The sequence below is a fragment of the Limnoglobus roseus genome, assembly GCF_008254045.1.
GTDB lineage: Bacteria > Planctomycetota > Planctomycetia > Gemmatales > Gemmataceae > Limnoglobus > Limnoglobus roseus.
The window spans coordinates 8744121-8767077 of the sequence record NZ_CP042425.1; the positions used below are offsets into that span (position 1 = coordinate 8744121).

29 protein-coding genes and 1 pseudogene are annotated in these 22957 nt (G+C 68.2%); 17 read left to right on the forward strand and 13 right to left on the reverse strand.

The genetic code is table 11. The features are described 5' to 3' along the window. The first annotated feature begins 17 nt into the window (after window positions 1-17). Together PX52LOC_RS37490 and PX52LOC_RS37495 are read left to right on the forward strand one after the other, a co-directional pair. Window positions 18-1562: a hybrid sensor histidine kinase/response regulator gene (locus PX52LOC_RS37490; protein WP_149114880.1), complete on the forward strand. Its 1545-nt coding sequence runs from the start codon at window positions 18-20 to the stop codon at window positions 1560-1562. A 211-nt stretch (window positions 1563-1773) separates the two neighbouring features. Next, window positions 1774-2130: a hypothetical protein gene (locus PX52LOC_RS37495; protein ID WP_149114881.1), complete on the forward strand. Its 357-nt coding sequence runs from the start codon at window positions 1774-1776 to the stop codon at window positions 2128-2130. Window positions 2131-2436: 306 nt separating this feature from the next. Here PX52LOC_RS37495 and PX52LOC_RS37500 read toward each other — a convergent pair whose 3' ends face one another. The 4 genes from PX52LOC_RS37500 to PX52LOC_RS37515 form a co-directional block, all read right to left on the reverse strand. Further along, on the reverse strand, window positions 2437-2634 hold the full coding sequence (locus PX52LOC_RS37500) for a hypothetical protein (protein WP_149114882.1): 198 nt from the start codon (window positions 2632-2634) through the stop codon (window positions 2437-2439). A 55-nt stretch (window positions 2635-2689) separates the two neighbouring features. Further along, on the reverse strand, window positions 2690-2974 hold the full coding sequence (locus tag PX52LOC_RS37505) for an EF-hand domain-containing protein (RefSeq protein ID WP_149114883.1): 285 nt from the start codon (window positions 2972-2974) through the stop codon (window positions 2690-2692). A 295-nt stretch (window positions 2975-3269) separates the two neighbouring features. Then, on the reverse strand, window positions 3270-3611 hold the full coding sequence (locus PX52LOC_RS37510) for a DUF1653 domain-containing protein (protein ID WP_246173582.1): 342 nt from the start codon (window positions 3609-3611) through the stop codon (window positions 3270-3272). Between the two features lie 37 nt (window positions 3612-3648). Next, window positions 3649-4395: a sensor histidine kinase gene (locus PX52LOC_RS37515; protein ID WP_149114884.1), complete on the reverse strand. Its 747-nt coding sequence runs from the start codon at window positions 4393-4395 to the stop codon at window positions 3649-3651. A gap of 974 nt (window positions 4396-5369) precedes the next feature. Between PX52LOC_RS37515 and PX52LOC_RS37520 the strand changes: the two genes are divergently transcribed. The 3 genes from PX52LOC_RS37520 to PX52LOC_RS37530 all read left to right on the forward strand — a co-directional run bounded on the left by PX52LOC_RS37520 (window position 5370) and on the right by PX52LOC_RS37530 (window position 7567). Beyond that, the gene (locus PX52LOC_RS37520) at window positions 5370-6290 is read left to right on the forward strand and encodes an acyl-CoA desaturase (RefSeq protein ID WP_246173583.1); all 921 of its coding nucleotides are present in this window, start codon (window positions 5370-5372) and stop codon (window positions 6288-6290) included. A gap of 400 nt (window positions 6291-6690) precedes the next feature. Then, complete coding sequence (locus PX52LOC_RS37525) at window positions 6691-6978, forward strand: RNA recognition motif domain-containing protein (RefSeq protein WP_149114886.1); 288 nt, start codon at window positions 6691-6693, stop codon at window positions 6976-6978. 157 nt (window positions 6979-7135) lie between these two features. Beyond that, complete coding sequence (locus PX52LOC_RS37530) at window positions 7136-7567, forward strand: hypothetical protein (protein ID WP_149114887.1); 432 nt, start codon at window positions 7136-7138, stop codon at window positions 7565-7567. Here the strand turns inward: PX52LOC_RS37530 and PX52LOC_RS37535 are convergent. The 3 genes from PX52LOC_RS37535 to PX52LOC_RS37545 all read right to left on the reverse strand — a co-directional run bounded on the left by PX52LOC_RS37535 (window position 7556) and on the right by PX52LOC_RS37545 (window position 9386). Next, on the reverse strand, window positions 7556-7897 hold the full coding sequence (locus PX52LOC_RS37535) for a hypothetical protein (protein ID WP_149114888.1): 342 nt from the start codon (window positions 7895-7897) through the stop codon (window positions 7556-7558). The two genes, PX52LOC_RS37530 and PX52LOC_RS37535, sit on opposite strands and share 12 nt — an antisense overlap. A gap of 174 nt (window positions 7898-8071) precedes the next feature. Next, window positions 8072-8401, reverse strand: a complete 330-nt coding sequence (locus PX52LOC_RS41430; RefSeq protein ID WP_168219451.1) for an ArsR/SmtB family transcription factor — start codon at window positions 8399-8401, stop codon at window positions 8072-8074. 667 nt (window positions 8402-9068) lie between these two features. Next, entirely contained in the window at window positions 9069-9386 is a 318-nt protein-coding gene (locus PX52LOC_RS37545; protein ID WP_149114890.1) for a hypothetical protein, read from the reverse strand. Window positions 9387-9449: 63 nt separating this feature from the next. Here PX52LOC_RS37545 and PX52LOC_RS37550 point away from each other — a divergent pair. After that, a protein-coding gene (locus PX52LOC_RS37550) for an IS3 family transposase (protein WP_390637529.1) occupies window positions 9450-10581 on the forward strand; the annotation gives its coding sequence in 2 pieces (ribosomal slippage) (window positions 9450-9731 and window positions 9733-10581; 1131 coding nt in all). Window positions 10582-10758: 177 nt separating this feature from the next. Here PX52LOC_RS37550 and PX52LOC_RS37555 read toward each other — a convergent pair. Continuing rightward, the gene (locus PX52LOC_RS37555; protein ID WP_149114891.1) at window positions 10759-10989 is read right to left on the reverse strand and encodes a histidine kinase dimerization/phospho-acceptor domain-containing protein; all 231 of its coding nucleotides are present in this window, start codon (window positions 10987-10989) and stop codon (window positions 10759-10761) included. A gap of 323 nt (window positions 10990-11312) precedes the next feature. On the opposite strand from PX52LOC_RS37555, the gene PX52LOC_RS37560 reads away from it, so the two are divergent. Then, window positions 11313-11720 (forward strand): response regulator, encoded by a 408-nt coding sequence (locus tag PX52LOC_RS37560; RefSeq protein ID WP_168219452.1) that lies wholly within the window; start codon window positions 11313-11315, stop codon window positions 11718-11720. A 25-nt stretch (window positions 11721-11745) separates the two neighbouring features. Here PX52LOC_RS37560 and PX52LOC_RS43130 read toward each other — a convergent pair whose 3' ends face one another. After that, complete coding sequence (locus PX52LOC_RS43130; RefSeq protein WP_246173584.1) at window positions 11746-12396, reverse strand: hypothetical protein; 651 nt, start codon at window positions 12394-12396, stop codon at window positions 11746-11748. A 169-nt stretch (window positions 12397-12565) separates the two neighbouring features. Here PX52LOC_RS43130 and PX52LOC_RS37570 point away from each other — a divergent pair, with 169 nt between their 5' ends. Continuing rightward, window positions 12566-13093: an IS630 family transposase gene (locus PX52LOC_RS37570; protein ID WP_168219453.1), complete on the forward strand. Its 528-nt coding sequence runs from the start codon at window positions 12566-12568 to the stop codon at window positions 13091-13093. Between the two features lie 7 nt (window positions 13094-13100). Here the strand turns inward: PX52LOC_RS37570 and PX52LOC_RS37575 are convergent, their stop codons facing one another. From PX52LOC_RS37575 to PX52LOC_RS37590, 4 genes are all read right to left on the reverse strand, one after another. After that, the gene (locus tag PX52LOC_RS37575; RefSeq protein WP_149114894.1) at window positions 13101-13337 is read right to left on the reverse strand and encodes a hypothetical protein; all 237 of its coding nucleotides are present in this window, start codon (window positions 13335-13337) and stop codon (window positions 13101-13103) included. 154 nt (window positions 13338-13491) lie between these two features. Then, window positions 13492-13947 carry a hypothetical protein gene (locus PX52LOC_RS37580; protein WP_149114895.1) on the reverse strand — a complete coding sequence of 152 codons (456 nt, stop codon included), beginning with the start codon at window positions 13945-13947 and terminating at the stop codon, window positions 13492-13494. A gap of 146 nt (window positions 13948-14093) precedes the next feature. Further along, window positions 14094-14480, reverse strand: a complete 387-nt coding sequence (locus PX52LOC_RS37585; protein ID WP_149114896.1) for a response regulator — start codon at window positions 14478-14480, stop codon at window positions 14094-14096. 92 nt (window positions 14481-14572) lie between these two features. After that, window positions 14573-14752, reverse strand: coding sequence for a hypothetical protein (locus PX52LOC_RS37590; RefSeq protein WP_149114897.1), 180 nt, complete (start codon window positions 14750-14752; stop codon window positions 14573-14575). A gap of 202 nt (window positions 14753-14954) precedes the next feature. Between PX52LOC_RS37590 and PX52LOC_RS41435 the strand changes: the two genes are divergently transcribed. The 9 genes and pseudogenes from PX52LOC_RS41435 (at window position 14955) to PX52LOC_RS37635 (ending at window position 22956) form a co-directional block, all read left to right on the forward strand. Then, window positions 14955-15122 carry a hypothetical protein gene (locus tag PX52LOC_RS41435; protein ID WP_168219454.1) on the forward strand — a complete coding sequence of 56 codons (168 nt, stop codon included), beginning with the start codon at window positions 14955-14957 and terminating at the stop codon, window positions 15120-15122. 568 nt (window positions 15123-15690) lie between these two features. Further along, window positions 15691-16581, forward strand: a pseudogene (locus tag PX52LOC_RS44475) (IS982 family transposase). A 98-nt stretch (window positions 16582-16679) separates the two neighbouring features. Beyond that, entirely contained in the window at window positions 16680-16886 is a 207-nt protein-coding gene (locus PX52LOC_RS37605) for a hypothetical protein (RefSeq protein WP_149114900.1), read from the forward strand. A gap of 47 nt (window positions 16887-16933) precedes the next feature. Beyond that, window positions 16934-17443: a DUF2924 domain-containing protein gene (locus tag PX52LOC_RS37610; RefSeq protein WP_149114901.1), complete on the forward strand. Its 510-nt coding sequence runs from the start codon at window positions 16934-16936 to the stop codon at window positions 17441-17443. Continuing rightward, window positions 17440-19026 (forward strand): recombinase family protein, encoded by a 1587-nt coding sequence (locus tag PX52LOC_RS37615; protein ID WP_149114902.1) that lies wholly within the window; start codon window positions 17440-17442, stop codon window positions 19024-19026. The genes PX52LOC_RS37610 and PX52LOC_RS37615 overlap by 4 nt, the downstream gene beginning before the upstream one ends. Continuing rightward, entirely contained in the window at window positions 19023-19448 is a 426-nt protein-coding gene (locus PX52LOC_RS37620; RefSeq protein ID WP_149114903.1) for a hypothetical protein, read from the forward strand. The genes PX52LOC_RS37615 and PX52LOC_RS37620 overlap by 4 nt, the downstream gene beginning before the upstream one ends. A gap of 104 nt (window positions 19449-19552) precedes the next feature. Continuing rightward, window positions 19553-20344 carry a hypothetical protein gene (locus PX52LOC_RS37625; RefSeq protein ID WP_149114904.1) on the forward strand — a complete coding sequence of 264 codons (792 nt, stop codon included), beginning with the start codon at window positions 19553-19555 and terminating at the stop codon, window positions 20342-20344. Then, window positions 20337-22436 (forward strand): 7-cyano-7-deazaguanine synthase, encoded by a 2100-nt coding sequence (locus tag PX52LOC_RS37630; protein WP_149114905.1) that lies wholly within the window; start codon window positions 20337-20339, stop codon window positions 22434-22436. Before PX52LOC_RS37625 ends, PX52LOC_RS37630 begins: the two co-directional genes overlap by 8 nt. 187 nt (window positions 22437-22623) lie before the next feature. Further along, window positions 22624-22956 (forward strand): hypothetical protein, encoded by a 333-nt coding sequence (locus PX52LOC_RS37635; protein ID WP_149114906.1) that lies wholly within the window; start codon window positions 22624-22626, stop codon window positions 22954-22956. Window position 22957: the final 1 nt, after the last annotated feature.

A 22957-nucleotide genomic window follows, 5' to 3' on the forward strand; every position in this document is an offset into this window, starting at 1 on the left:
GAACGAAGGGGAGACGGATGGGGTTCACGCTCGGACTCGTCAAAGAACTCGACGCGGTCGGAGACTGGGGCTTGTTGACCACCGACGCCCGTCTCACCATCACGGGCTGGAATCGGTGGCTGGAGCGGCACGCGGGCATGGCCGCTGGTGCCGTGATCGGCCGCAAATTGTATGAGGTCTTCCCTGCCCTACTGACCCGCAAGTTGGATCGCTACTACCAACAGGCCCTTGGCGGGCAAATTGCAATCCTGTCTCAGCGTTTTCACAAGTACGTGCTCCCCATGTCGGTAGGGGCCGGCGGAACTGGCTTCGTCCAGATGCAACAAACGACCCGCATCGTCCCGCTGCTCAACGGCGAAGAGGTCAGCGGCACGGTCACAGTGATTGAGGACGTGACCGAGCGGATCGCGTACGAGACGGAACTCCAGGAACGGGTCGAAGCCCTCCGGGAAGCAGACCGGCGGAAAGACGAGTTCCTAGCCACGCTCGCACATGAACTTCGAAACCCGCTCGCGCCCATTCGCAACTCGCTCGCCATCATGAGCCTCACCAGCGACCCCGCAATCGCGAATCGGGCCAGGGATTTGATCGACCGACAAGTCGTGCACATGGTTCGCTTGGTGGACGATCTGATGGAAGTCAGCCGCATCACTCGCGGCAAGGTTGATCTCCAGAAACGTCGTCTCGACTTACGGGTAGCCGTCGAGAGTGCGATCGAAACGAGTCGGCCTCATATTGAAGCGGCCAACCACGCCTTCAAGATCACTCTTCCGCCCGAACCGCTCTACATCGAGGGCGATCTCACCCGGATGGCGCAAATAGTGGCCAATCTGTTGAATAACGCTGCCAAATATACGCCTGCGAATGGAGCGATAGCCATCACGGCCGAGCGAGACGGCAGACAAGCGACCGTACGGGTGGAAGACAACGGCCTCGGAATACCTCCGGAGATGTTGACCCGTGTTTTCGACCTATTTACGCAAGTCGATCGGCACCTGGAACGGGCGCAAGGCGGTCTGGGGATCGGCCTCTCATTAGTGCGTAAACTCCTGGATCTGCACGGCGGCACGATCGAAGCCCACAGCGACGGGGTGGGCCAAGGGAGCGCGTTCACCATCCGCCTGCCCCTCGCCGATGACCCACTCATGCCCCCAGCCGAGTCCGTGAAGGCAGTCTCCCCCACGTTACCCATCACGCCCCGGAGCATTTTGGTCGTAGACGACAACCTCGATTCAGCAACAAGTCTCGCCACCGTTCTCGAACTCTTGGGACACAACGTCCGCACCGTTCATGACGGCCTCGCCGCCATCTCCGCGGCCACCGAATTTCGCCCTCACGTCATTCTGATGGACATTGGCATGCCGGGTCTAAATGGATACGATGCCTGCCTCCGAATTCGATCCGAACCTTGGGGAGCGGACATGGTACTTGTGGCCCTCACGGGGTGGGGCCAAGATGACGATCGTCGACGGGCTTTGGAGGTCGGTTTCGATATGCACATGGTTAAGCCTGTTGATCTTCTCGCGCTTGGCGAATTTCTCGAAAATCACCCACATCGTTGAATAGAGCGGTAGAGAGCTTCGCCAAAAAATGCTGACACAAAAGGTTCCGACCTAACTGAATGGCATTCCGGAAGAGCCCCTTCTCAATGCCCTTACCATGCGTTCGAGCCGAATAGTGGAATTACTTTCAGTTCGGCCCCTGGATCGGTTATAATTACAGGTTCACCGCGTCGGACGCATTCCGCGGAAGCCGGTGAACTGAAGGGACTTGATGAGCAATCAAAATCGAATCGTGGCCCACATCCGCATCAGCAACCGCGAAGACGTGCCGGTGAAGTACGTCCGAAAATACAACGCCCTCAATGCGAAGTCGCAGGAATCGATCCGGGGCGGGGACGGGATGTTGCTCCACGCGATGGCTCAGAAACTCTCCTACGTCCACAACGTCGGCGGCAGCATCGTGACGTTCGGGCCGAAGGCGACCAAGCGGGTCGTGGCCAAGCTCGATGAGATGGGGCTGAACGCCGTCGTCGAGTTCGGCCGCGTTCAAGAGAAGGCCGAGGGCGAAGTGATCGTGACGGAGAATGTGAACCAGAAGCGGTACGCGGCGATCATCGCCGGGGCATAACCGACGGGATCACAGCATGCAGGGTGGGGGCGGCGACTTGGCCGCCCCCACTTCATTTCCAGACTCACACAACTTCCCTCCCGACCCTCACCGGCCGCTCTATTTCGCCGAACTCCAATAGGCCCGTCCGCATTTGGGGCGCAGGATGAGAGGACACCAGATCGATCGCCAGGGGTAGGGGCGGGTCGAATTGCTGGGGCAGCCCGCTGTAGACCGACGGGTGAGGAGAGGAAAAAAACTCACGGGAGTTTCGAGTGGACGGGGTATTCGCCGCCCCTCCACGCACGGGGCTGAGTGGGCCGCTGGTCAGTCCGCTCCATCGTCGCCCGCCGGCATCTTCACCTGCTCCCGCCGTTTCTTCTCTTCGGCCATCGCGTCGGCGATCGCGTACGCCTCTTTGGCCAAGAGGTGGGTTGGTGCCGTCCGGATCTTCTCCACGGCCGGCCCGCTCAGCAGCCCCTGCATCGCCCGGGCCGCCAGTTCGTCGATCTGCGACATGGTCATGGTCGGTCCCCGTGTGCGGAGTGTGACGGCCGGGCGGGCGGCCGACCTCGTGGCGTTACCCGCCGGTCGGTTGGAACACGGCTTCGAACTCGGCCCAGTCGATCACCCCGTCGCGGTTCGTGTCCACCGCCTCAATGATCCCGTTCGCCCACGCCCACCGCGTCAGGCCGCTGCCGATCCCCGCGTCCGCCAGCAACGCCTTCAACTCGTCCTTGCTAATTACCCCGTCCCCGTTCGCGTCGTAGCGTGCGAACGCCGCCCGATAATCCCCGCCGAACCGGATCGCGACCAGGGCCGTGACCTTCTCGTCCAGTTCCCGCCGGTTCTCTTCGCTCGCCATAACTCCCCCTCGCAGTTCGTCCGCGGACGGTGTCCGAATCGCGGGCGGGTTGAACCTAGGCCACGGCCCCTTCGATCGCCCGGACCCGCCCCGCTGGCGGCTGCACTTCCGGCAGCATCGGTGCTCGTGGCGCACGACCCCGAAGGAGCCCCACTCGTTGGCGTGCTGCGTGTACCAATGGAACCGGTGAAAGATGACGCAGGTCAAGATCTGAATCGTTCGCATCGGGTGATCGACCTCGTTCGGCGGACGTTTTCAGTAACCGGGCCTTCGGCCCGTGGCGGGCGGGGGACGCTCACGCGGACGCTCCGCCCTCGGGGTCGGTCCCGAAATCGACGGCCGGGAACTCGTCGCCCGTCGTGCCGACGTACAGCAACCGGGCCACAGACCCGCCGGGGGCGGGAACCCGCTCGACGAAGTTCGCGAGCGGACGAACCCACGTCAGGCGGTCGCCGTAGAGGGCGCGGTAGACGACGACCTCCTCGTGCGTCTCGTGGTGCCGGGCGACGTCCACGACCTCGTACTCCTGCCCCTTGCAGTGGCGGTAGCGCCCGCGTGGGATTTCGGTGCCGGCCTTCATGTCGCGGGTGCCTTTCTTTGCTGCAGTGGACGTCGCCCGCCGAGCGGCGGTGAACAAGCTCTATGTCAGTTTCTGCGGACATCACCCGGCCCTGTCACGTCAGAAAGTCGTCGCGGTCGTATCGGGGCAAGGTGATGACGACCTCGGTCCCCCTGCCGTCGTCCGACGTGACGGTCATCGTGCCCCCGCTCTGCCGGAGGAGCAACCGCACGACGGGCAGCCCGACGCCCAGCCCGGCATCGCGGACGGGGGCGGCCCGGGACAGGAGTTCGAACTCGTCGGCCGAATGCCACGCCGGAAGGCCCATCCCGTTGTCGGACACCCGGACCTCGTAGTCCTCGGCCCGAGCCGCCACCGCGACCCGAACCCACGACTCGGCCTTGACCGGGTCGCGGTACCGGAGGGCGTTCGAGAACAGGTTCTCGACGACGTTCCGCAGCCGGGCCGGGAACCAGTCCACGACCTCGCAGCCCAGGTCCAACTGGAGGGCGACGTTCGGCCGGCCGGTCATCAGTTGCTGCCACCGGAAGACCTTCTCCAGCAGCGGGCGGACGGCGATCGCCACGACCTGGTCGAACGCCGGGTGGAACGCCGGGGCGTCGCGCAACTCGCGGAGGGTCCCGATCAGACCGCCGACCACGGCGGCCGCCTTCTCCAGCCCGCCCGGCGTCGGCGACGGGTCGTGGCAGAAGGCGAGGAGGCGCTTCAGCCCGTCGCCCAACTCTTGCCGGAGGAACCCGGTCTGCTTCCGCAGGCGGTCGACCTCCATCTCGAGGTCGGCGACGTAGGCCAGGACGCGGTGCAGGTCCGGCGGTCGTTCGGTCGGGTCGGCGGGATTCACGGGAGCCTCGGGGCAAGAAATGCCATGCGGGTACGTGGCGGCTTTTACGCCGAGCGTGGTTTGGCGATCACACGGACACCGGAGGCGGTTAGGGGGACGAGCGGAGTTGATCGAAGGGCGCGTGAGGATTGGGCCGCGGTAGGAGGGTAACGGCCGAGGGCGAGTGTACCGCCGGCGGGGGCTGCGCGTTCCGCCGGGCGAGGTTATCGCACACGTCGGCCCACCGTTGTTTCGTCTCAAGTTCGTCGAGGATGATCAGCCAATGGGACGAGGGGATGTTGTCGGGAATCACAGCATGGGGCACATGGCACACTTTTCCGGCGGCGGGGTCGTGGCGGAGGTTCCGGCCATCGGCCCACGCCACCATCATACGGCCGCGCCCGGGGTCCGGGGGGCATTCCGTCCCGGAATCGTCCAACTATCCCCCGCACGGGCACCCGTGCGGGGGATCCATCGGAACGACACCATGGGGTGATCAAGCCCTCATCGCGGCTCCTGACCGGGGTCCCGCTCCGCCCGGGGCGGAGGCAGAGAGTTCGACCGTCCCGACGCGGAACGATTCCAACCGGTTCCCCCCGAAGGCCGTCGTCAGGGCCACGCCGACCGCGTCCTGCCCGTGGGCCGACGGACGGGTGTAGGTTCAGGATCAGCACAACCGCGGCCGGTTCGGGGAACGTCAGGGCAATCTCGCAGTCGACTTGGATGAACATTTCGAACTTTCTTCCCGGCAGGTGTACGGCGGTTGCATTCGGGAGCGAAAAGGAGGCCCGTCCCCGGGTCGGTGATTGTGACGGAACCCGGGTGCGGACGGGAGGTGAGGCTCGGGAGGGGTCGGGAAATGATCGGCGGGTTTGCGCGTCTGCCGCCGGGAAGGCGTTGCGTCGGTTGTCCTTCGCTCCACTCGGCGAGGGCCACCGGGGATGATGTCGTAGGATGAAGGGGACCGAACCCGCCGGCCGTACGGAGTCATTCGCTTGAGTTCGATCCCGCACCCGAAGAACCATGGCCGCCTCTCCCTCGGCGGGCGGATCGGAACCCTCCTCGGCGTCACCGTCCCGATCGCCGGCCTGCTCGCCGCCGCGGCGGCCGCGTGGGGGTGGGGCTTTCTCCACTGGGCCGACGTCGCCATGTTCCTCGGCATGTACGCGGCCACGGTCGTCGGCCTGACCGTCGGGTTCCACCGCCTCTTCGTCCACCGGTCGTTCGAAACGTCCCTGCCGGTCAAAGTCGTCCTGACCGCCCTCGGGTCGATGGGCGTGCAGGGCACGATGATCCACTGGGTCGGCCTGCACCGGTGGCACCACCGGCACAGCGACGCCCCCGAGGACGTCCACTCCCCGCACCACCAGGGCCGCGGCGTCGCCGGGTTCCTCCGGGGCTTCTGGCACGCGCACATCGGGTGGGCCTTCCACGCCGACCCGCCCGCCCTCGACCGGTACGTTCGCGACCTGCACAGGAGCCCGACACTGCGGGCGGCGAGCGCCCTGTTCCCGGTGTGGGCGGCCCTCGGGCTGGCGATCCCCGCGGCCGGCGGCGCGTTGCTGACGGGCACGTGGGTCGGGGCCGGGACCGGCCTGCTGTGGGGCGGGCTGGTGCGAATCCTCGCCGTCCACCACGTGACGTGGAGTATCAACTCGGTGTGCCACCTCTGGGGTCGGCGGCCGTACGCGACCGGCGACGGGAGTCGGGACAACCTCGTGATGGGCTTCCTGGCGTTCGGCGAGGGGTGGCACAACACCCACCACGCCTTCCCGACGTCGGCCCGGCACGGCCTGCGGTGGTGGCAGCCGGACCTGAGTTACTGGGTGATTCGGAACCTGTCGCTCGTCGGCCTGGCATGGAACGTGAAACTGCCGTCGCGGCAGGCGCAAGCGGCCAAGCGTCGCTCGAATTGAACGCCGTGTTCTTCGCGCGCCGTGTCGAATTGGAACACATTCGGGAATCGGCCCGAGGGATATAGCGAGAGCCACTCCCCTTCACCCCTTGCCGAGCACGCCGTCCACGACCCAGCACCCGCGCGCGTGAACTCCGTCGCCCCGGGGGGCTCAACACGACCACATTCTCGCACCCGGCGTCCTGCAACGCATCGGCCAGGATCAGCAGGCGGTCGAACGCACGGTCGGCGTAGGTCGCTTCCGCTAAGCCGACGGCGGTGTGCGTGCGTCAGGGGAGATTCGGCGTACAAACCGCCTGACCGGACGGGCCTGTGACTAAAATGCCCGGGTTCGTGTCCCCCGCACCGCCTAAAGTGTTCGTCCGTTTGCCCCACCCACCGACTCATCACGAAAGTCTCACATGACCAAGAATTTGTACGTCGGCAACGTGGCCCTTTCGACGACCCGGGATGCACTGCGGGAAACGTTCGCCCAGTACGGGTCCGTGTCCAGGGTTCAACTCGTGAAGGACCGAGAAACCGGCCGCCCTCGCGGGTTCGCCTTCGTCGACATGGCCGACGGCGGCGACGCCGCGATCCAGGGCCTGAACGGGGCACAACTCGACGGGCACACGCTGACCGTCAACGAGGCTAAGCCGCGGGGGAACCGGGGCGGTGGCATCAGCCGCGATGGGTTCGGCCCGCGTTAAGCCGACGGGATCTGGAAAGTTGCCGCCCGGCTGCAAGGGTCCGCTGGACCGGGTCTGCACTTGACCGGAGCCGGGGAGGCCGGTGATACTCTCTGGCCCCTTCAAGCGGCGTCGCGATTTTTGGTCGCCGGGGCAGGCCCCGAACCGAAGGACTCCCGTGCTCTCGCCGACCGACCTGCGGAAACTAGCCGCGGCCATCCAAGTCGAGTTATTCGCCGCCCAACGCGGGGCGGTGCCGGTCGCGCGATCGCGGTCCGTCCTCGCCTTCGGGAACGAAGGGTATGGGCCGATGGCACGGAAGGCGGTCGAGGCCGCCCGCGCCCTTCTCACGGCCGGCGGGTACGCCCTCGGCCCGGTGATGACGGGAGGGGAGGAAAGGTACACGTGGGCCTTCGAGGCCGTGCCGCCGCCCTGCGGCCTTGGTCCGCCGGTGGATGTCGTCACGGGGTACGTGTGGGCCGGGTGGGCGGCGACGCGGGCGGGCGACCCATTAAGCCCGCCAACCGAGGCGGCGTCCTCCGATCTTCAGGCGGCCCTCGCCACACAAGTGTGCTCGGGGTTCGACGCCGACGCGGTGTTAGCGGGCTAAAATGTGTTGCCCGCCCGCACGGAAACCACGGCGAAGGACGTTGCTCACGACTGGACCCGACTTGGACGCGAGGGACTCGCCCGCGAAGGCGAGGAAGGCGTTTGCCGCCCAAAAGGTTGCGGCGTCGGCGAGCAGCCCGTCGAGGTGATCACTTTCGGCCATCGCGGCGAGTTGCCGGGCCGCGGTCCTGTTCTCGGCCCACGACCACGCCGCCCCGGCGGTCGTTGCGACGGCGAGCACGGCACACAGGGCGGCAGGGAAGTTTCCACGGTAAAACGGTAACGACCCGCGGGCGAAGACCGTTACGAGCAGCGTTGGCCGAGTGCTCACCCCGCCTTCATCTTCCCCTTTGCCCGCCGCCGCGAGACCCGCTCCGCAACGGGTCAAACCTTCCCTCCCCCTCAAGGGGGGAGGGATGTTGCACGATCCGCCGGGCGCCAGCGTGACGGGTTCCGGCGCCTGACCCGGGCCGGTCTCGGCCGCCGGCGCACAACCCGTCGGCCGTCACGTCTCGTCCGGGCCGATGCTCAACCGCCACGTGCCGAGGTTCAGCGTGCCCAGCTCGCCCGCGCGCTCGGGCGGCGCGAAGACGCCGGCCGCGAAGGTGTACTCGACCGTCCGGCCGACCTTCCGGTTCGCCAGCACGCCGACCCGCTTCATCAGCAGCAAGTGGTGCGAGACGCTCGCGACGGGGACGCCGACGAGTTCGGCGACGCGGCCGACGGTTTTCGGCCCGGCCGCGAGGTCGCGGATGATCCTCAGGCGGAGTTGCTCGGCGACGGCGACCAACTGGTCGGCCAGTCGCCGGTCGGGAATCGGGGTGGGGTCACTCATGGCGCTCCGGGACGTCGTTCGAAGGTCGGGCGGACGGCTGGCGGAGTTCGCCGGGAGTAGCGGATTCTGGGCCAAGGGGCAACCCCGTTGCCGAAAAGCCGGGAGTGAATCGAACGGTTGGGTTCGCTCATCACATGTACGTACACCGCCCTGGGCCCGAGCACCCACCGCGGAATCGCCCATGACCCTTCGCTCGCCGTACTAATGCTCCTGTCAACCGTCGCCGCCGCGGAACCGCCGCCCAATGCGGCTTACCAAAACCCCAATGACTTTTCCCACAGCGGTCCGCGATCCCAATTCGACCTCCCGACCCCGGGCCCCAGGTTGGCCGGTCCGTGCTCCCGTCGCCGACACTGACGCCGTCCTCGATCTGGGCACCGGGCTTCTCGTCACCGACCTGCACAATCACCTGCCCGGGACGATGCACACCGGAGACCGTAGTACGCCGTTTGGGCAGAACGAAGTGGTGCGGACGGCGGAGATGATCGTGAGGCCGGGACACGTCCTTCATCGGCCCTGACGCCACACCTGCCCCTCTCGCCCGCGATCTCGCCGCCGGGCGGGTGTGAAAAGTGCGGGCGGCGGCAGGGGCCGAGAAACGCGATTTTAGAGGGATGGGAAGGGACTGGCCGAGCAACGATGCATCGCCCGGCTCGGTGTCCTTTTCTTAAGTTTTGACTGGTAGTATCTTGAGAAGTTCTTGGCGGGCCGTGTCTCGGTTCTTGATGAGGCTTATGAGTTGGTCATTCTCGTCCCAATCGAGATTGCCCGATTTGCCCTGCGCCTCGATGCGCCGATGAAAGTTGAACCACTGCCAATAATCGTTGATGAAAGCCTCTAGCCGCTCACTGACCTGGTTGTTTTTTTGCTGCACGTGCTTCCGAATCTCATCGACGGAGTAGAGCTCCGCATCATCGACGTCTAGACGCGAACCCACGTTTCGGACCGCTTGTCCGAGGATCGCTTCGACTTCCGAAAGCTGCATCTATAGTGGACCCCGAAACTGAGACCGCCAGGTAAGCTACTCTGGCGGCCCTCGGAGGTGGTCCTGATGACGGCGAAGCGGAAGACCCACACGGCGGCGTTCAAAGCCCAGGTCGCTCTGGCCGCGGTGAAGGGCGACAAGACGGTCAACGAGTTGGCCGCCCACTTCGGCGTCCACCCGACCCTCATCCACGGGTGGAAGAAGCAACTCCTGGCCGGGGCCGAGGCCGTGTTCGCCGCCGGAGCGAAGGCGGTCGCCCCCGGCGACGACCAGACACCCGCGCTGTACGAGCAGATCGGCCGGCTCAAGGTCGAGCTCGACTGGGTGAAAAAAAAAGCTGCGACGTTCGGTTGACGACCTGCGGCCGCTGATCGACCCCGGGCACGCCGACCTGAGCGTCCGTCGGCAGTGCCAACTGGTCGGGCTCGGCCGGGCCACGTACTACCGGGGGCCGGCCGAGGAGTCGGCCGACAACCTGGCCCTCATGCGGCGGATCGACGAGCAGTACACGGCCTGCCCGTTCTACGGCAGCCGGCGGATCGCCCGGTGGCTGGCCCGCAACGGCCACCCGGCGAACCGCAAGCGGGTCCAGCGGTTGCTCCGGGTCATGGGCCTGGAAGCCATCCACCCGAAGCCGAAGCTGTCGGCCGGGCGGGGCCACCCGGTGTACCCGTACCTCCTCCGCGGCGTGCCGATCGACCGCGTCGGGCAGGTGTGGAGTGCCGACATTACATACCTGCCGCTGCCCGGCGGGTTCATGTACTTGGCCGCCACCATCGACTGGTACAGCCGGTACGTGGTGGCCTGGCGGTTGTCGAACACGCTCGACGGGGCGTTCTGCCGGGACATGCTGGACGAGGCGTTGGCGGCCGGCACCCCGGAGGTGTTCAACACCGATCAAGGGGTGCAGTTCACGGCCGGGGCGTGGGTCGAGCGGGTGGAGGCGGCCGGGGCGCGGGTGAGCATGGACGGCCGGGGGCGGTGCCTGGACAACGTGTTCGTCGAGCGGCTGTGGCGGACGGTGAAGTACGAGGACGTGTTCCTGCGGGGATACGAGACGGTGACCGAGTTGGAGCGGGGGTTGAAGGCGTACTTCACCTTCTACAACGAGGCCCGCTTGCACCAGTCACTGGGGTACAAGACCCCGGCCGAGGTGTACCGGGCCGGACGGTCAAAAGAGCCGGCGAAGGAGTAGCTTAAATTCGTCGGTTTTTGGTCTCGCAAATGGGGTCCACTATAATCGTTACCTCCGAACATCAGGGACTTTCTTCGACCGCGTTGCTGAGTGGGCCGGTGGTCAGATGGTATCCGTACTCAAAAAGGATGCGCATTCAGCGGTATCGCTCGGGGCATTTCCCAGTATGGGGAACCGTCACGTCACCCCGTTGCCGGATTCCGGCCGTCGATCGAGGGCGCGGTCAACGAGGGCGGCGATGCGGTCGGTGGCCCCCAGAATCTCGGCCACGTACTCCCGGCCGAGGTCGCCCGTCGGGAGATCCTCGGCCAGCAACAACGCGAACCCGCGCACCACGGTCAGCAGGTTGTTCAAGTCGTGCCGGACGGCATTCGGGTCGGAAGCGGCGGCGGGGAGGGCGTCGGGCATAGACAGGGGCGGGAGTGCACGGGTGACGGGTAAGACTACGCCAAGTTTAACACCATTCTTGGGTCCGCGTGCGACAGAAATTCCGACACTCAGCTCGGCTATTCGTCTGACAACTGTCGGATTGGCTCGGAATTCACCTCACACCACCGGAAATACGGCCCGCACGTTCGGCCCATTTCGATACCATACCGCCATTCAACACCTGGCATCCCTTGAGGTCCTCGCCAACCCGCCTTCGTCCCGCGATTTCGATTGCCCCCGCCCGCCCCCTTGCGAGCTAACCCGTTTCTCGCCCCCGTCAGTTGCTCCGGGAGACCGCCCCCTTGGCCGATCGTGAACCCCTGTCCGTCCTCGTCGTCGACGATAACACCGATGCCGCCGACTCCCTCGCACAGTTCTTGGCCCTGAAGGGGTACACCGTCCGCACGGCGTACAACGGCCCGGACGCCCTCACCCTCGCGGCCGCGACCCCGCCCGACGTGGCCCTGCTCGACTTGATGATGCCCGTAATGGACGGGTGGGAAGTGGCCAAGCGACTCGACGCCGCCCGGCCCCGCCCGGTCCTCGTGGCCATCACCGGGAGCGACGGGGACGTGAGCCGCAACCGCTCGCAGTGGGCGCACATCCCGTTCCACCTCGTCAAGCCGGTCGCCCACGAGATCCTTCTGAACTTACTCGCCTGGGCCGATCGCACCCGGGAGGCCCGTCGGCGGATGGACGGCTCGGATTAAGAGCCGGCTGCACCAGCCAGCCGGCTCACCCCTTGCCCAGCACGCCGTCCACGACCCAGCACCCGCGCACGTGAACCCCGTCGCCCCGGCAGTGGCCCAGAATCGCTTCGTCCTCGCACCCGGCGTCCTGCAAGGCGTCCGCGAGGATCGGCAGGCGGTCGAAAGCACGGTCCTCGTAGATGACGGTGGCGATGGCGACGGCCGTCGGGTTGAGCCAGGGCGGCGAAAACGTCACGGGGCGGAACGGGTTGCCGAAGACGCAGCGTAGGACCCGGCCAACAGGGAGCGGGCGGAGAACGTGTTTCGCATTGGTGGCGGCATCAACAGCCTCGCCGACCTTCCACCCGAGGGATGACGCATCCGCCACAGCGGCGCGGACGGCGGACCACGCCAAACGGCGGCGGAACATGCCCACCGGCCCGAGCAACTTGATCTGGGTCGCCGCACTCAGGGCGGCCCGACTCGCCCGACTCAATTCGGTGGCATTGGCCGCCCCTTCGACGTACCGCTCGGCAACCACGACCGCCGAGCGGTACGGCCGGTACACCATCAAGTCCCGGACTCGGGCGCGGCACTCCAGGACGACCAGGCGGAGCTTTCGTTCAGTCGCACTTTTCGCCACGTACTGAAGCAGCAGGCTCGGATTTGAAGATGTCTGCCACTCCGCTTCCGTCATCGCCCACCCCCTCGCGGTGATACTACCCGACGACGCGACCGGACGCGAGGCGTTTACGACGCCGTGACTGTGGCCGGAATCCGACGGGCGAAACGAAGGGATAAAATGGCGGGTCAGAACGACCTCTGATATCACGTCGCCACGACAGGGCCGAGAAGCCGGTCTCGACGTGAACCGCCTGGTCTTCCTCGACGAGACGTGGGTGACGTCGAACATGACGCCGGGGTGCGGGTGGGGGCCGACCGACCAACGGGTGGTCGAGGCGGTGCCGCACGGGCACTGGAAGACGATCACCTTCGTGGCCGCGTTACCGGCGGCCGGGCTGTTCGCCCCGGTGGTGGTGGACGGGGCCATGAACTGGGCGTTGTTCCGGGCCTACGTCGAGCAGCACCTGGCCCCGGCCCTGCGGCCGGGGGACATCGTGGTGATGGACAACCTGCCCAGCCATCAGGTGGCCCGCGTGGCCGCCGCGATCGAGCGGGCCGGGGCCACCCCCGCTCACTTGCCGCCGTACTCCCCGGACCTGAACCCGATCGAGCAGGTGTTCGCCAAGGCCAAGGCGGAGATCCGCAAGCGGAAGCCGCGGACGATCGCCGGGACCGAGCACCTGTGCGGCGAGGCCCTCGACTGGTTCCCCGCCGGCGAGTGCCAGAACGACATCCCGCACGCCGGCTACGGCTCACAAGGATCAGACTGAAGATGCTCTAATGGGCGTGCCAGGTTTCTTCGGGCAACTCCGCGAACGATTGAGTGTGGAAGCCGGAATAGACCCGGCCGCTCTTGTGGTCGGCAACCACGCAATGCCCCGGCATGTTCGGGATGTCGCCGAAGAACACGTACACGCCGTCCGGGGTGAACGGGTACCGGTCGTGGTACTCGACCGGTAGTTGATCGAACCGAAAGCGGACGAGGCTATATTGTCGGGGCACGGACTCGGGCATCTGTAACTTCGCCTCCGCCACCGAACGTCATCCGCTACCGTCCGAATATCGACCGCTCACTCCGCCCCTCACCCTACCCGCCCCCTCCCGCCGGGTCAACGACCTTCCCGCGAGGGGTGGCCACATCACTACCGACTAGGCGACTACTCTTCCGTCACGGCGTCGCGTCTGCACCCTTACCGGGGAAGAAAAGCACGACCAACCCGCCGAACGGGATGACGAAGACGAGCAGCAGGCAGACGCCCAACGACAATCCCTTGCCCAATCCGATCCCGAGTGTCCCGATGAACGACAGCACGTAGCCGGCCAGCAGCAGGACGGCCACGGCCATGATTACGCCCGTCGTCGGAGTGATGACACTGGGCAGCAGGAAAGCGACCAATTGACAGGCACACCCGGCGACGAGGATCAAAACGCCCCGCCACCACGCCCGCCAGTCATGTTGAATCAGTCGTGGGGACGTGGCCCGGCCCGCCTCCGCCGCCGATCGCCGCAACTCACCGAGGGTCGGGATGGGGACCGTTTGCCCGCACCCGCACGGGAGGGTCCCGCCGGCCTGCCCCGCCCGCACCGGGATCGTCTTCCCGCACGGACACGTAATGTTGAACATGAGCGACCTTTGCGATGAGCCACGCGGCCCCACGGCCCCACGCGAGACGTTCAGACTTCCGCCCAAGAGTAACCGCCCGATCAGACCGGGTCAACGGGCGGGGAATCGGGAATCCGACGCTCGACGTTTCGCAGACGGGAGGGACTTCAGGAACTGGCGGGGCCGGTCGCGTCTTCGCCCTTGAGGACGGCGAGCAGGCGTTCCGGATCGACCGGTTTGACGAGGTGGGCGTCGAACCCGGCGTTCTTGGTGGCGAGCGTGCTGTTCACGTCCCAGAGGGCGGTGACGGCGATGATCCGCACCAGGTCGGGCAACTCGGCTCTCAACCGGCGACCGAGTTCGACGCCGTCCATGCCCGGCATACTCAGGTCTAACAGGCACACGTCCGGGCGGAACTGCTGCGCGACCCCCAGGGCCGTCGGCCCGTCGTGGCAGACGTGGGTGTCGAACCCCGAGAGTGAGAGTACGTCGGCGGTCGAGACGGCGGCGTCTTGGTTGTCGTCCACGCACAGGACGCGGGTCGGGCGGGTCATCGGGGGTACTCGCGGTGAAGGAAGTGTGGCCGCGAGGATACGAGCAGGTGACGTGCCACCGGGCGGCGGGCGAGATCGGCTCACGGTTCGTTCTACTGCCGCCACAGGTCGCGGAGCGGGTCGGTCTGTTCGTCCGGCCTTCGATCTTCTCGCCCGTTCGTCGCCGCTTGTCGCATCAGTGCGAGGCGGGTCCGGGCCCGCTGGCGGACGGTCTCGACGCGGGATTGTCGTTCGCGGTCGGTCTGGGGTACGGCATCGGTGGTGCGGTTCATGGTGATGGCTCGTGGTGGTGTGCCCGCGGCCCGATCGGGGCGGGCGGTGAATGAACAGAATGCAAACTTGCTGCCAATACAACGGCGTCGGGCAGGGGAGGGCGCTGCTGATCCGCACGAGACGCGACGGCAATCCGTCGTGGCGACCGGGACCGGGGCGGTTTACAATCGCCGATGATTTCCCCCCGGCTTGGAGTTCCCCGTGTCTCGTTTTCTCCCCTGCTTGGCTCCCCTGATCGTCGCGGGGTGTCATAAGAGTGCGCAATCGCTAGTGCAGGATCAACTCGCGGCGATGAAGGACATCACGGCCGCCCTGGACGGCATCGCGGTGCCCGTCCGGGTGCCCCTCAATTCGCCTACGCCACTTTGAACAGTCGGTCCCGGCCCGCTCGCTTGGTGTCGGCGATCCACTGCCGGGGGGTCGTCCGCGAGGTCGCCCCGGACGACGATTCGGTTCCCCTGCCGCGTCTTCTCGTCGGCCGCTTCGGGTTCCGAGTACGCGGTCCCTGACGTCAGGTCCAATTGAGCAACTTCCAGCGCCCGCCGTTCGTTCAAACGTCGGTTAACCGACGGGTCGCCGGGCCGAATCCTACCGGAGGAAGTCGCCGGTGCGGTCGGGGTCGCTGCTCGGCCGAAGGGCGTGGGTACCATCGGGTTGGTACGGCTGAGTGGCGTCGTCGGGCATCGAGCGGCCTCCGCGGGAGTACTATGATGGTAACGGACCGGGGAGTGGGCCGCCAGTGACGAGCCGCCGCTTCCGACGTCGTGAGGAGGATTCCCGGCGACGCTCGGCTACACCCGTCGACATTTTTCCGTTTTTCTTGCACCACTCCGTCCGGGCTTTGCGAAGTACATAACGCGATGTGCAAGTTTGGTGGGGTCGCGGCGGGGCCGGTATCGTGGAGTTGCCACACTCCCACGCTGCCGGAGGCCCCGCCGTGACCCTCAACGACTTTCTACTCCACGTCTTCGTCCTGGTCGATGACCTGTACCGCCAACTCGTTCGCACTCCGCTCCGGTCCCGCGGGCCGCGACGGACGGCCGTGACGGACCCCGAAGTCATCACCGTCGAGGTCGTCGGCGAGTTCCTGGGCCTCGACCACGACAAGGGACTGTTCGCCCACTTCCGCCGGTACCACGCGGCCGAGTTCCCCGCCCTCGCCCGCGTCCACCGCACCAGCTTCGCCCGCCAGGCCGCCAACCTGTACGCCGTGAAGAAGCAGTTCCACGCCCACTTGGCCGAGCGGCTGGCGACCTGGGACCGCGTGTTCATCGTGGACAGCCTGCCCATCCCCGCGGCCGCCTTCGGCCGGGCCAAGTCCTGCCGCCGGTTCACCGGGGCGGCGGCCTTCGGGTACGACCACGCCCGCCGGAACACCATGTAGGGGTTCCGGTTCCACGCCCGCACCACCGCGGCCGGGGCCATCGTCGCCTTCGACCTGGCCCCGGCCAACGTGTCCGACTTGGCCATGGTCGATCCGCTCGACCCGCCGCCCGGGTCGGCCGTCGTGGGCGACCGCAACTACTGGTCGCCGAAGGCCGCGGCCGAACTCGCCGACCGGGGGGTGAAGCTCGTCGCCCCGTTCCGCACGAAGTCGAAGGATCCGGGCCCGAGGCGGTCGCGGCGGATCAGCCGGTTCCGGTGGATCATCGAGACGGCGTTCGGCCAACTGGCCGGACGCTTCCACATCGAGCGGACGTGGGCGCGGGACGTGTGGCACCTGAGCCACCGGGTGATCCGCAAGGTGCTCGGCCACACGATCGCCGTTTGGTTGAACGTCACCGCCGGGCGACCGCCGCTCGACTTCGACGGTCTCGTCACCGGCTAAACTCGCACACCGCGTTAGATAGGTAGGGGGCCGTTCGCGCCCCGTCAGCTCGCCGGCCGCGCCGCGGAGGTCGCTGGAACACTCACCCGGAGGTTCCCGTGCGACCCGACCTCGACCCCGCGTTCCTCACGCCCGACGACCGCCGCCACGAACTCGCCGCCATCCTCGCCCGCGGCCTGATCCGCCTCCGCGACAAGGCCGCCCTCACGCCCGGCCAGACTTCTGCCACGCAGATAGTCCCGGAATCGAGCGATTCTGCCGTTGCGGTCCCGCCCGACACGTGGCTCACTGTCCACACCGGTTAACGGACCGGAGACGAGCCCCCATTCCACACGACCCAGGAGACTCCCCGATGGACCCCAGTCCCACGATCGCGCAACAGCTCGCGGCCCTGCCCCGGCTCACGGTCAAGGACCTCCAGCGGCGGTACGCCGAGGCGTTCGGCGACGAGACGCAGGCACGGAACAAGGCGTGGCTGGTGAAGCGCATCGCCTGGAAGGTCCAGGCCAACGCCCAGGGCGGACTGACCGACCGGGCCCGCGCCCGGGCGGCCGACCTCGCCGCCGGGGCCGAACTCCGCACGACCATCCCGGCGAAGCGAGCGACGACCGCGCCGGTGGCCGCCCCGGCCGAGCCGGACGTGAAGACCCTCCCCTTCCCGGCCGACCGCCGACTGCCCCCGCCGGGGTCCGTCCTCACCCGCGCGTACAAGGGCCAGACCCTCCAGGTCCGGGTGCTGACGCACGGGTTCGAGTACGCCGGCCTCGTCTACCCGTCCCTTTCCGCCGTCGCCAAGGCCGTCACCGGCAGCCACTGCAACGGGTACCTGTTCTTCCGACTCACGAAGGGCGGTGACGCATGACCAAGCGAGCCAAGGCCGCCCCCGACACCCTGCCGGTGGTCCGGTGCGCGATCTACACGCGGAAGTCGAGCGAGGAGGGCCTCGACCAGGAGTTCAACTCCCTCGACGCCCAGCGGGAGGCCGGCGAGGCGTACGTCCGCAGCCAGGCCGGCGAGGGGTGGACGTGCCTCGCCGACCGGTACGACGACGGCGGGTTCACCGGCGGCAACACCGACCGCCCCGGCCTCCGCCGCCTCCTCCACGACATCCAGGCCGGCCGCGTCGACTGCGTCGTCGTGTACAAGGTCGACCGCCTGTCCCGGTCCCTCCTCGACTTCGCCGAGATGATGCGGACGTTCGAGACGTATCGCGTCGGGTTCGTGTCCGTCACCCAGCAGTTCAACACGGCCTCCAGCATGGGCCGGTTGGTGCTGAACGTGCTCCTGTCGTTCGCCCAGTTCGAGCGGGAGATCGTGAGCGAGCGGACGCGGGACAAGATCGCGGCCACCCGGCGGAAGGGGAAGTGGGCCGGCGGGTGGCCCGTCCTCGGGTACGACGTCGATCCCCAAGGGTTCAAGCTCAAGGTCAACGACGCCGAGGCCGACCGCGTCCGCGCCATCTACGCCCTGTACCTCGACCGCGGGTCATTGCTCCCGGTGGTCGAGGAGTTGGCCGCCCGCGGGTGGCGGAACAAGCGGTGGGAGTTGCGGAAGGGCGGGTGGCGGGGCGGCGGCCCCTTCACCCGCACCAGCCTGTACCACCTGCTCACCAACCCGGTGTACGTGGGCAAGGTGCGGTACAAGGACGAGGTCCACGCCGGCGAGCACGCGGCGATCGTCGACCCGGCCATCTGGCAGCGGGTCCAGGCCCACCTCGCCGGCAACGGCCGGGGCGGCGGGTACGCCCGGACCGGCGGCCCCAGGGCGATCCTCCGCGGCGTCCTCCGGTGCACGGCGTGCGACGCCGCCATGTCCCCGACGAGCACGACGAAGGGGGCGAAGAGCTACCGCTACTACACGTGCGCGTCCGCCGCCAAGAAGGGGTGGAAGACGTGCCCGGCCAAGTCCGTCCCGGCGCACCAAATCGAGCAGGTCCTCCTCCGCCAGGTGCGGGCGATCGGCACGGACGCGCGGCTGCGGGCCGAGGTCCTCGCGCAAGCCCGCCGGCAGGACGAGGCCCGAACGGCGGAACTCGCGACGGAGCAGAAGGCCCTGGAGAACGACCTGAAGGGCTGGCACGGGGAACTCCGGCACCTGTCCGGGTTGCTCAAGCCCGGCGACGGGAACGAGCCGGTCATCCGCCGCCTGGCCGAGTTGCAGGAGCGGATCGCGGCCGTCGAGGGGCGGGGCCGGGCCGTCCGCGACCAACTCGCGGCCGTCGGCCGGAACCTGATCGCCGACGACGAGGCGGCGACGGCGTTGTCCGTGTTCGACCCGGTGTGGGAGGCGTTGAACCCGCGGGAGCAGGCGCGGGTAGTCAACCTGCTGGTGGAAACGGTCGGGTACGACGGCGGGCGGGGCAAGGTGACGATCCGGTTCCGGCCGGCCGGCGTGCGGACGCTCGCCCGGGAACTGGCCGACAAACGCGAGGGGATGCGGGCATGAGCGAGGCAAACGTGTTGACCGTGGAGTGCGACGTGCACGTGGACCGGCGGGGCCGAGGAGCGCGGAAGGAGGTGCTGCCGGGCCCGGACCCGCGGCGGGGCCAGCCGGCCGGCCGCGTGCCGCGGGTCGCGCGGTGGATGGCCCTGGCGATCCGGTGCGACGAACTCCTCCGCGACGGCGTGGTCGACCGGTACGCCGACCTCGCGGAACTGGGCCAGGTGAGCCGGCCGCGGGTGACGCAGATCATGAACCTGTTGGGCCTCGCCCCGGACATCCAGGAGGCGGTGCTGTTCTTGCCGCGGACGACGGTCGGCCGCGACCCGATCCTCCTCCGCGAACTCCAGCCGATCGCGGCCACGCTCGACTGGGGGCGGCAGCGGAAGATGTGGCGGGCGTTGAACCGCCACCACGACCGAACGTGACGCGGTCGGAATCTGTTCAAAAATTCACTACCGACATCGTGCCATCGGTCGGCCGTCTTTTAGCATTTCCACCTTCCACACTTCCGACCTTCGAGTACTCCGCCATGGGCCACCAGGAGCCCCCGCCACTGTCCCTGTCAAAGCCGTGGCGAGAGATCGTCCACCTCATCCACCTCGGGGCCGGCCCGGAGCAGGTGGCCAACGCCGTCCTCCGGGCCCTCCGGGCCGGCCTCGGCTTCGCCGGCCGGGACCCGGCCGTCGTCGAGAGCGTTTGGCTCCTCCTCCGCATCCCCGGGGCGGCCCGGGCCGACGACTTCGGCGACGCCCTTCGCGACCTCGGGCTGGGCGTCGGCGACGCCCCCGACCTCTTCGACTTGGCCGCGGCCGTGACCGCCCAGGTCGACGCCCGGACGCCCGGCAACCGCGGCCGGACCGACCTCGGCGAGATGGCCCAGTGCGCCATCGCCGAAGCCCTCACGGCGTACGTCGGCGGGCGGATGGACAACCTGTTCGGCCCGTCGGCGGAGGACACCCGGCACCACCTGGCCCGGGCGGCCACGCCCAAGCACGTCGGCGAGCTGGCCCGCGACTTCTACGCCCGGTTCTTCGAGCGGGCCCTCGGGTACGTCCTCGACCGCACCCTCCCCGACCACGTCGGCCCGAACCGCCGGTTCGCGTCCCTGGCCGACCAGGCGGCGTTCCGGGCGGCCCTGCACGTCCACTGCCACGAGATCGCCCGGGTCGTGGAGCGGTACTCGGCCGAGTGGTTCTCCAAATCCCGGGTCGCCCTCGACGGGCCGATCGACCGGGCCGCGGCGAGCGACTACGCCAGTTACGGGTTCAAGAAGATGCTCGACGCCCTGTCCCGCCAGGCGGAGGCCGCGGCCCATGCCTGACACCACCCTCGTCCACTGCGGCCGGGACGCCCGGCCGGCGGTCGACCACGTGTCGCTCCGGTTGGGGGCCCGCCGCGACGGGACCGACGCCAACCTGTTCCTCGACGTCGAGCGGGTCCACCGGGCGTTCCTGAAACCAATCCCGTCCGTCGACCGGGACCTGATGGAGGTCGCCGCGTACGTGTTCGCCGCCGACCAGGCCGTCCCCCGCGGCGGCCCCGGCCTACCCGCGGACGGCGAGTTGGGCGCGGGGTGGCGGCGGCGGTTCTGCTACCACGTCCCGGTCCGCAACCCGGACGTGTGGCGGTCCGCGGCCGTGACCGACCTGCTGACGTCGACCCTCGGCTTCCTATCCGACGACGAGTACGAGTTCCACTTCCGGCCGCTCGCCTCGGACGCGGACTTCCAAGGGACGGTCCGGTTCGACCGGGCCCCGTACGACGAGCTGATCGACGAGGTCGCCCTGTTCTCCGGCGGCCTGGACTCGCTCGCCGGGGCGGTCGACGCGGCCGTCGTCCGCGGCCGCAAAGTCCTCCTCGTCAACCACCGGACGAACGCCAAGGTGTCCGGCCGGCACCACCAACTGCTGGCCGGCCTGGGGGACCACGCGCGGGCGTGCCGGCCGGTCCACATCCCCGTCTGGCTGAACAAGGAGAAGGAACTCGGCCGGAGTTCACTCCAGCGGACCCGGTCGTTCGTCTACGCCGCGGTCGCCGCGGCCGTGGCGAGACTCGTCGGCCACGACCGCGTTTGGTTCTACGAGAACGGCGTCGTCGGCCTGAACCTGCCGCTGTCCGCCCAGGTCGTCGGCGGCCGGGCGACGCGGACGACCCACCCGCGGGTGTTGAACGGGTTCGCCCGGCTGTTCGGCCTCCTGACCGGCCGCCCGTTCGCCGTCGAGAACCCGTTCGTGTGGGACACCAAGGCGGACGTCGTCCGCCGGATCGCGGCCGCCGGGTGCGGGCCGCTGATCGAATTCTCGTCGAGTTGCGTCGAGACGTGGGGGCGGACGGTCGACCACCCGCACTGCGGCGCGTGCTCGCAGTGCGTCGACCGGCGGTTCGGCGTTCTCGCGGCCGGGCAGGCCGGGCACGACCCCGGCCGCCGGTACGAGGTCGACCTGTTCACCGGCCCCCGCGGCGAGGGCAAGGCCCGGCACACGCTGGCCGGGTACCTGGCCCGGGCGGAGGAGGTTCGACAAGACGGCCCGGCCGGGTTCTTCCGCCGGCACGGCGAGGTCGGCCGGGTTTTGGCAGAACTCCCCGGACGCCCGGCGGAGGTCGCCGCACAGGTTTACGACCTGTACCGGCGACACGCCGGGGAAGTGCGGGCCGTCTTGCAGCAAGGGCTGGCGGCGGCCGTACCGCAAATCGGCGACCGCTCCCTGGACGCCAGCTGCCTCGTACGGCTGGTCGTCGACCCGCAGGCCGTCCCGCCGCCCCCGCCCCCGCCGCCGGCCGGGCCGCGGAACGTGATCGCCCGCCGGGGGCGCGGGTGGTTCGTCCGGTTCGCCGGCGGGGACGGCTTCTTCTACCCGGACGACCTCGGGTTCTGGTACCTGGACCACCTCCTCCGGACGCCCGACGCGCTCGTCCCGGCCCAGGACCTGGACGCGGCCGTGCGGGCCCGGCAGGCGGCCACCCGCCAGCGGGTCCGGACGCTCATCGCGGTGGCCGAGCGGGCGGCCGGGTTCGCCGAGGGGCCGGGGGCGGACGACGCCTTCGACGGCCGGACCCGGGACCAGTTGAAGGCCGACCTCCGGAACATTGCCACGCTCCTGGACACGTACGCCGCCGACGGCCCGGACCGGCTGGAGGTGATCGACGAACTCCGGGCCCGGCGGGCGGCGATCGAGGCGTACCTGCGGAAGGGGACACGGCTCGGCGGGAAGGTCCGGAAGCTGGCCGACCCGGTCCACCGGGTCCGAGACCGGGTCGGGAAGGCGATCCGGCGGGCGGTGGCGGCGATCGGGGACGAGGACAAGCCGTTGGTCGCCCACCTGCAAGAGCCGGTCCTGACCCTGGGCAACAGCATCTCCTACCGGCCGCCGCCGGGGACGACGTGGGCGGCCGTCTGGTCCACGGCGTCGTGAATATTTTCGGCTTGCGACACGCCATGTCGCAGGTGCGACACGCCACGTCTCGCCTTGGGTGCACAAGGCACAGCCCGGCGAGCCAACCAGCCCGCCGCCCTCGGGGCGGCGAACCACGCGGTCGACCAAGCCTTCCTCTCGCCGGGACCCGTCGACTCGCGTTCGCGTCAAAGACGCCGGTCCCACCATGGCAACGTTTGTTTCGAAGGCCGACCTGTCCCCGGCCCGCGGGCGGCTCGTCGAGCTGTTCCAGGAGCTCAACTTCGGCCGCATCCACTTCCTCCACGTCGCCGGCGGCGACCCCATCCTCCTCGACCCGCCGCCGCGGGTCGTCCGCGAGATCAAACTCGGCGGCGACAACGAGTGCCGCCGGGAGCGGGGCCTCGGCCACTTCCTGCTGAAAGCCCAACTCGTCGAACTGTTCGAACTCTTCGACCGGATCGGTGACGGGGTCGTCGAGCTGATCGAAGTTAAAAACGGCCTGCCCTTCCGAATGCTGATCCCCGAGATCATCAGCTGAC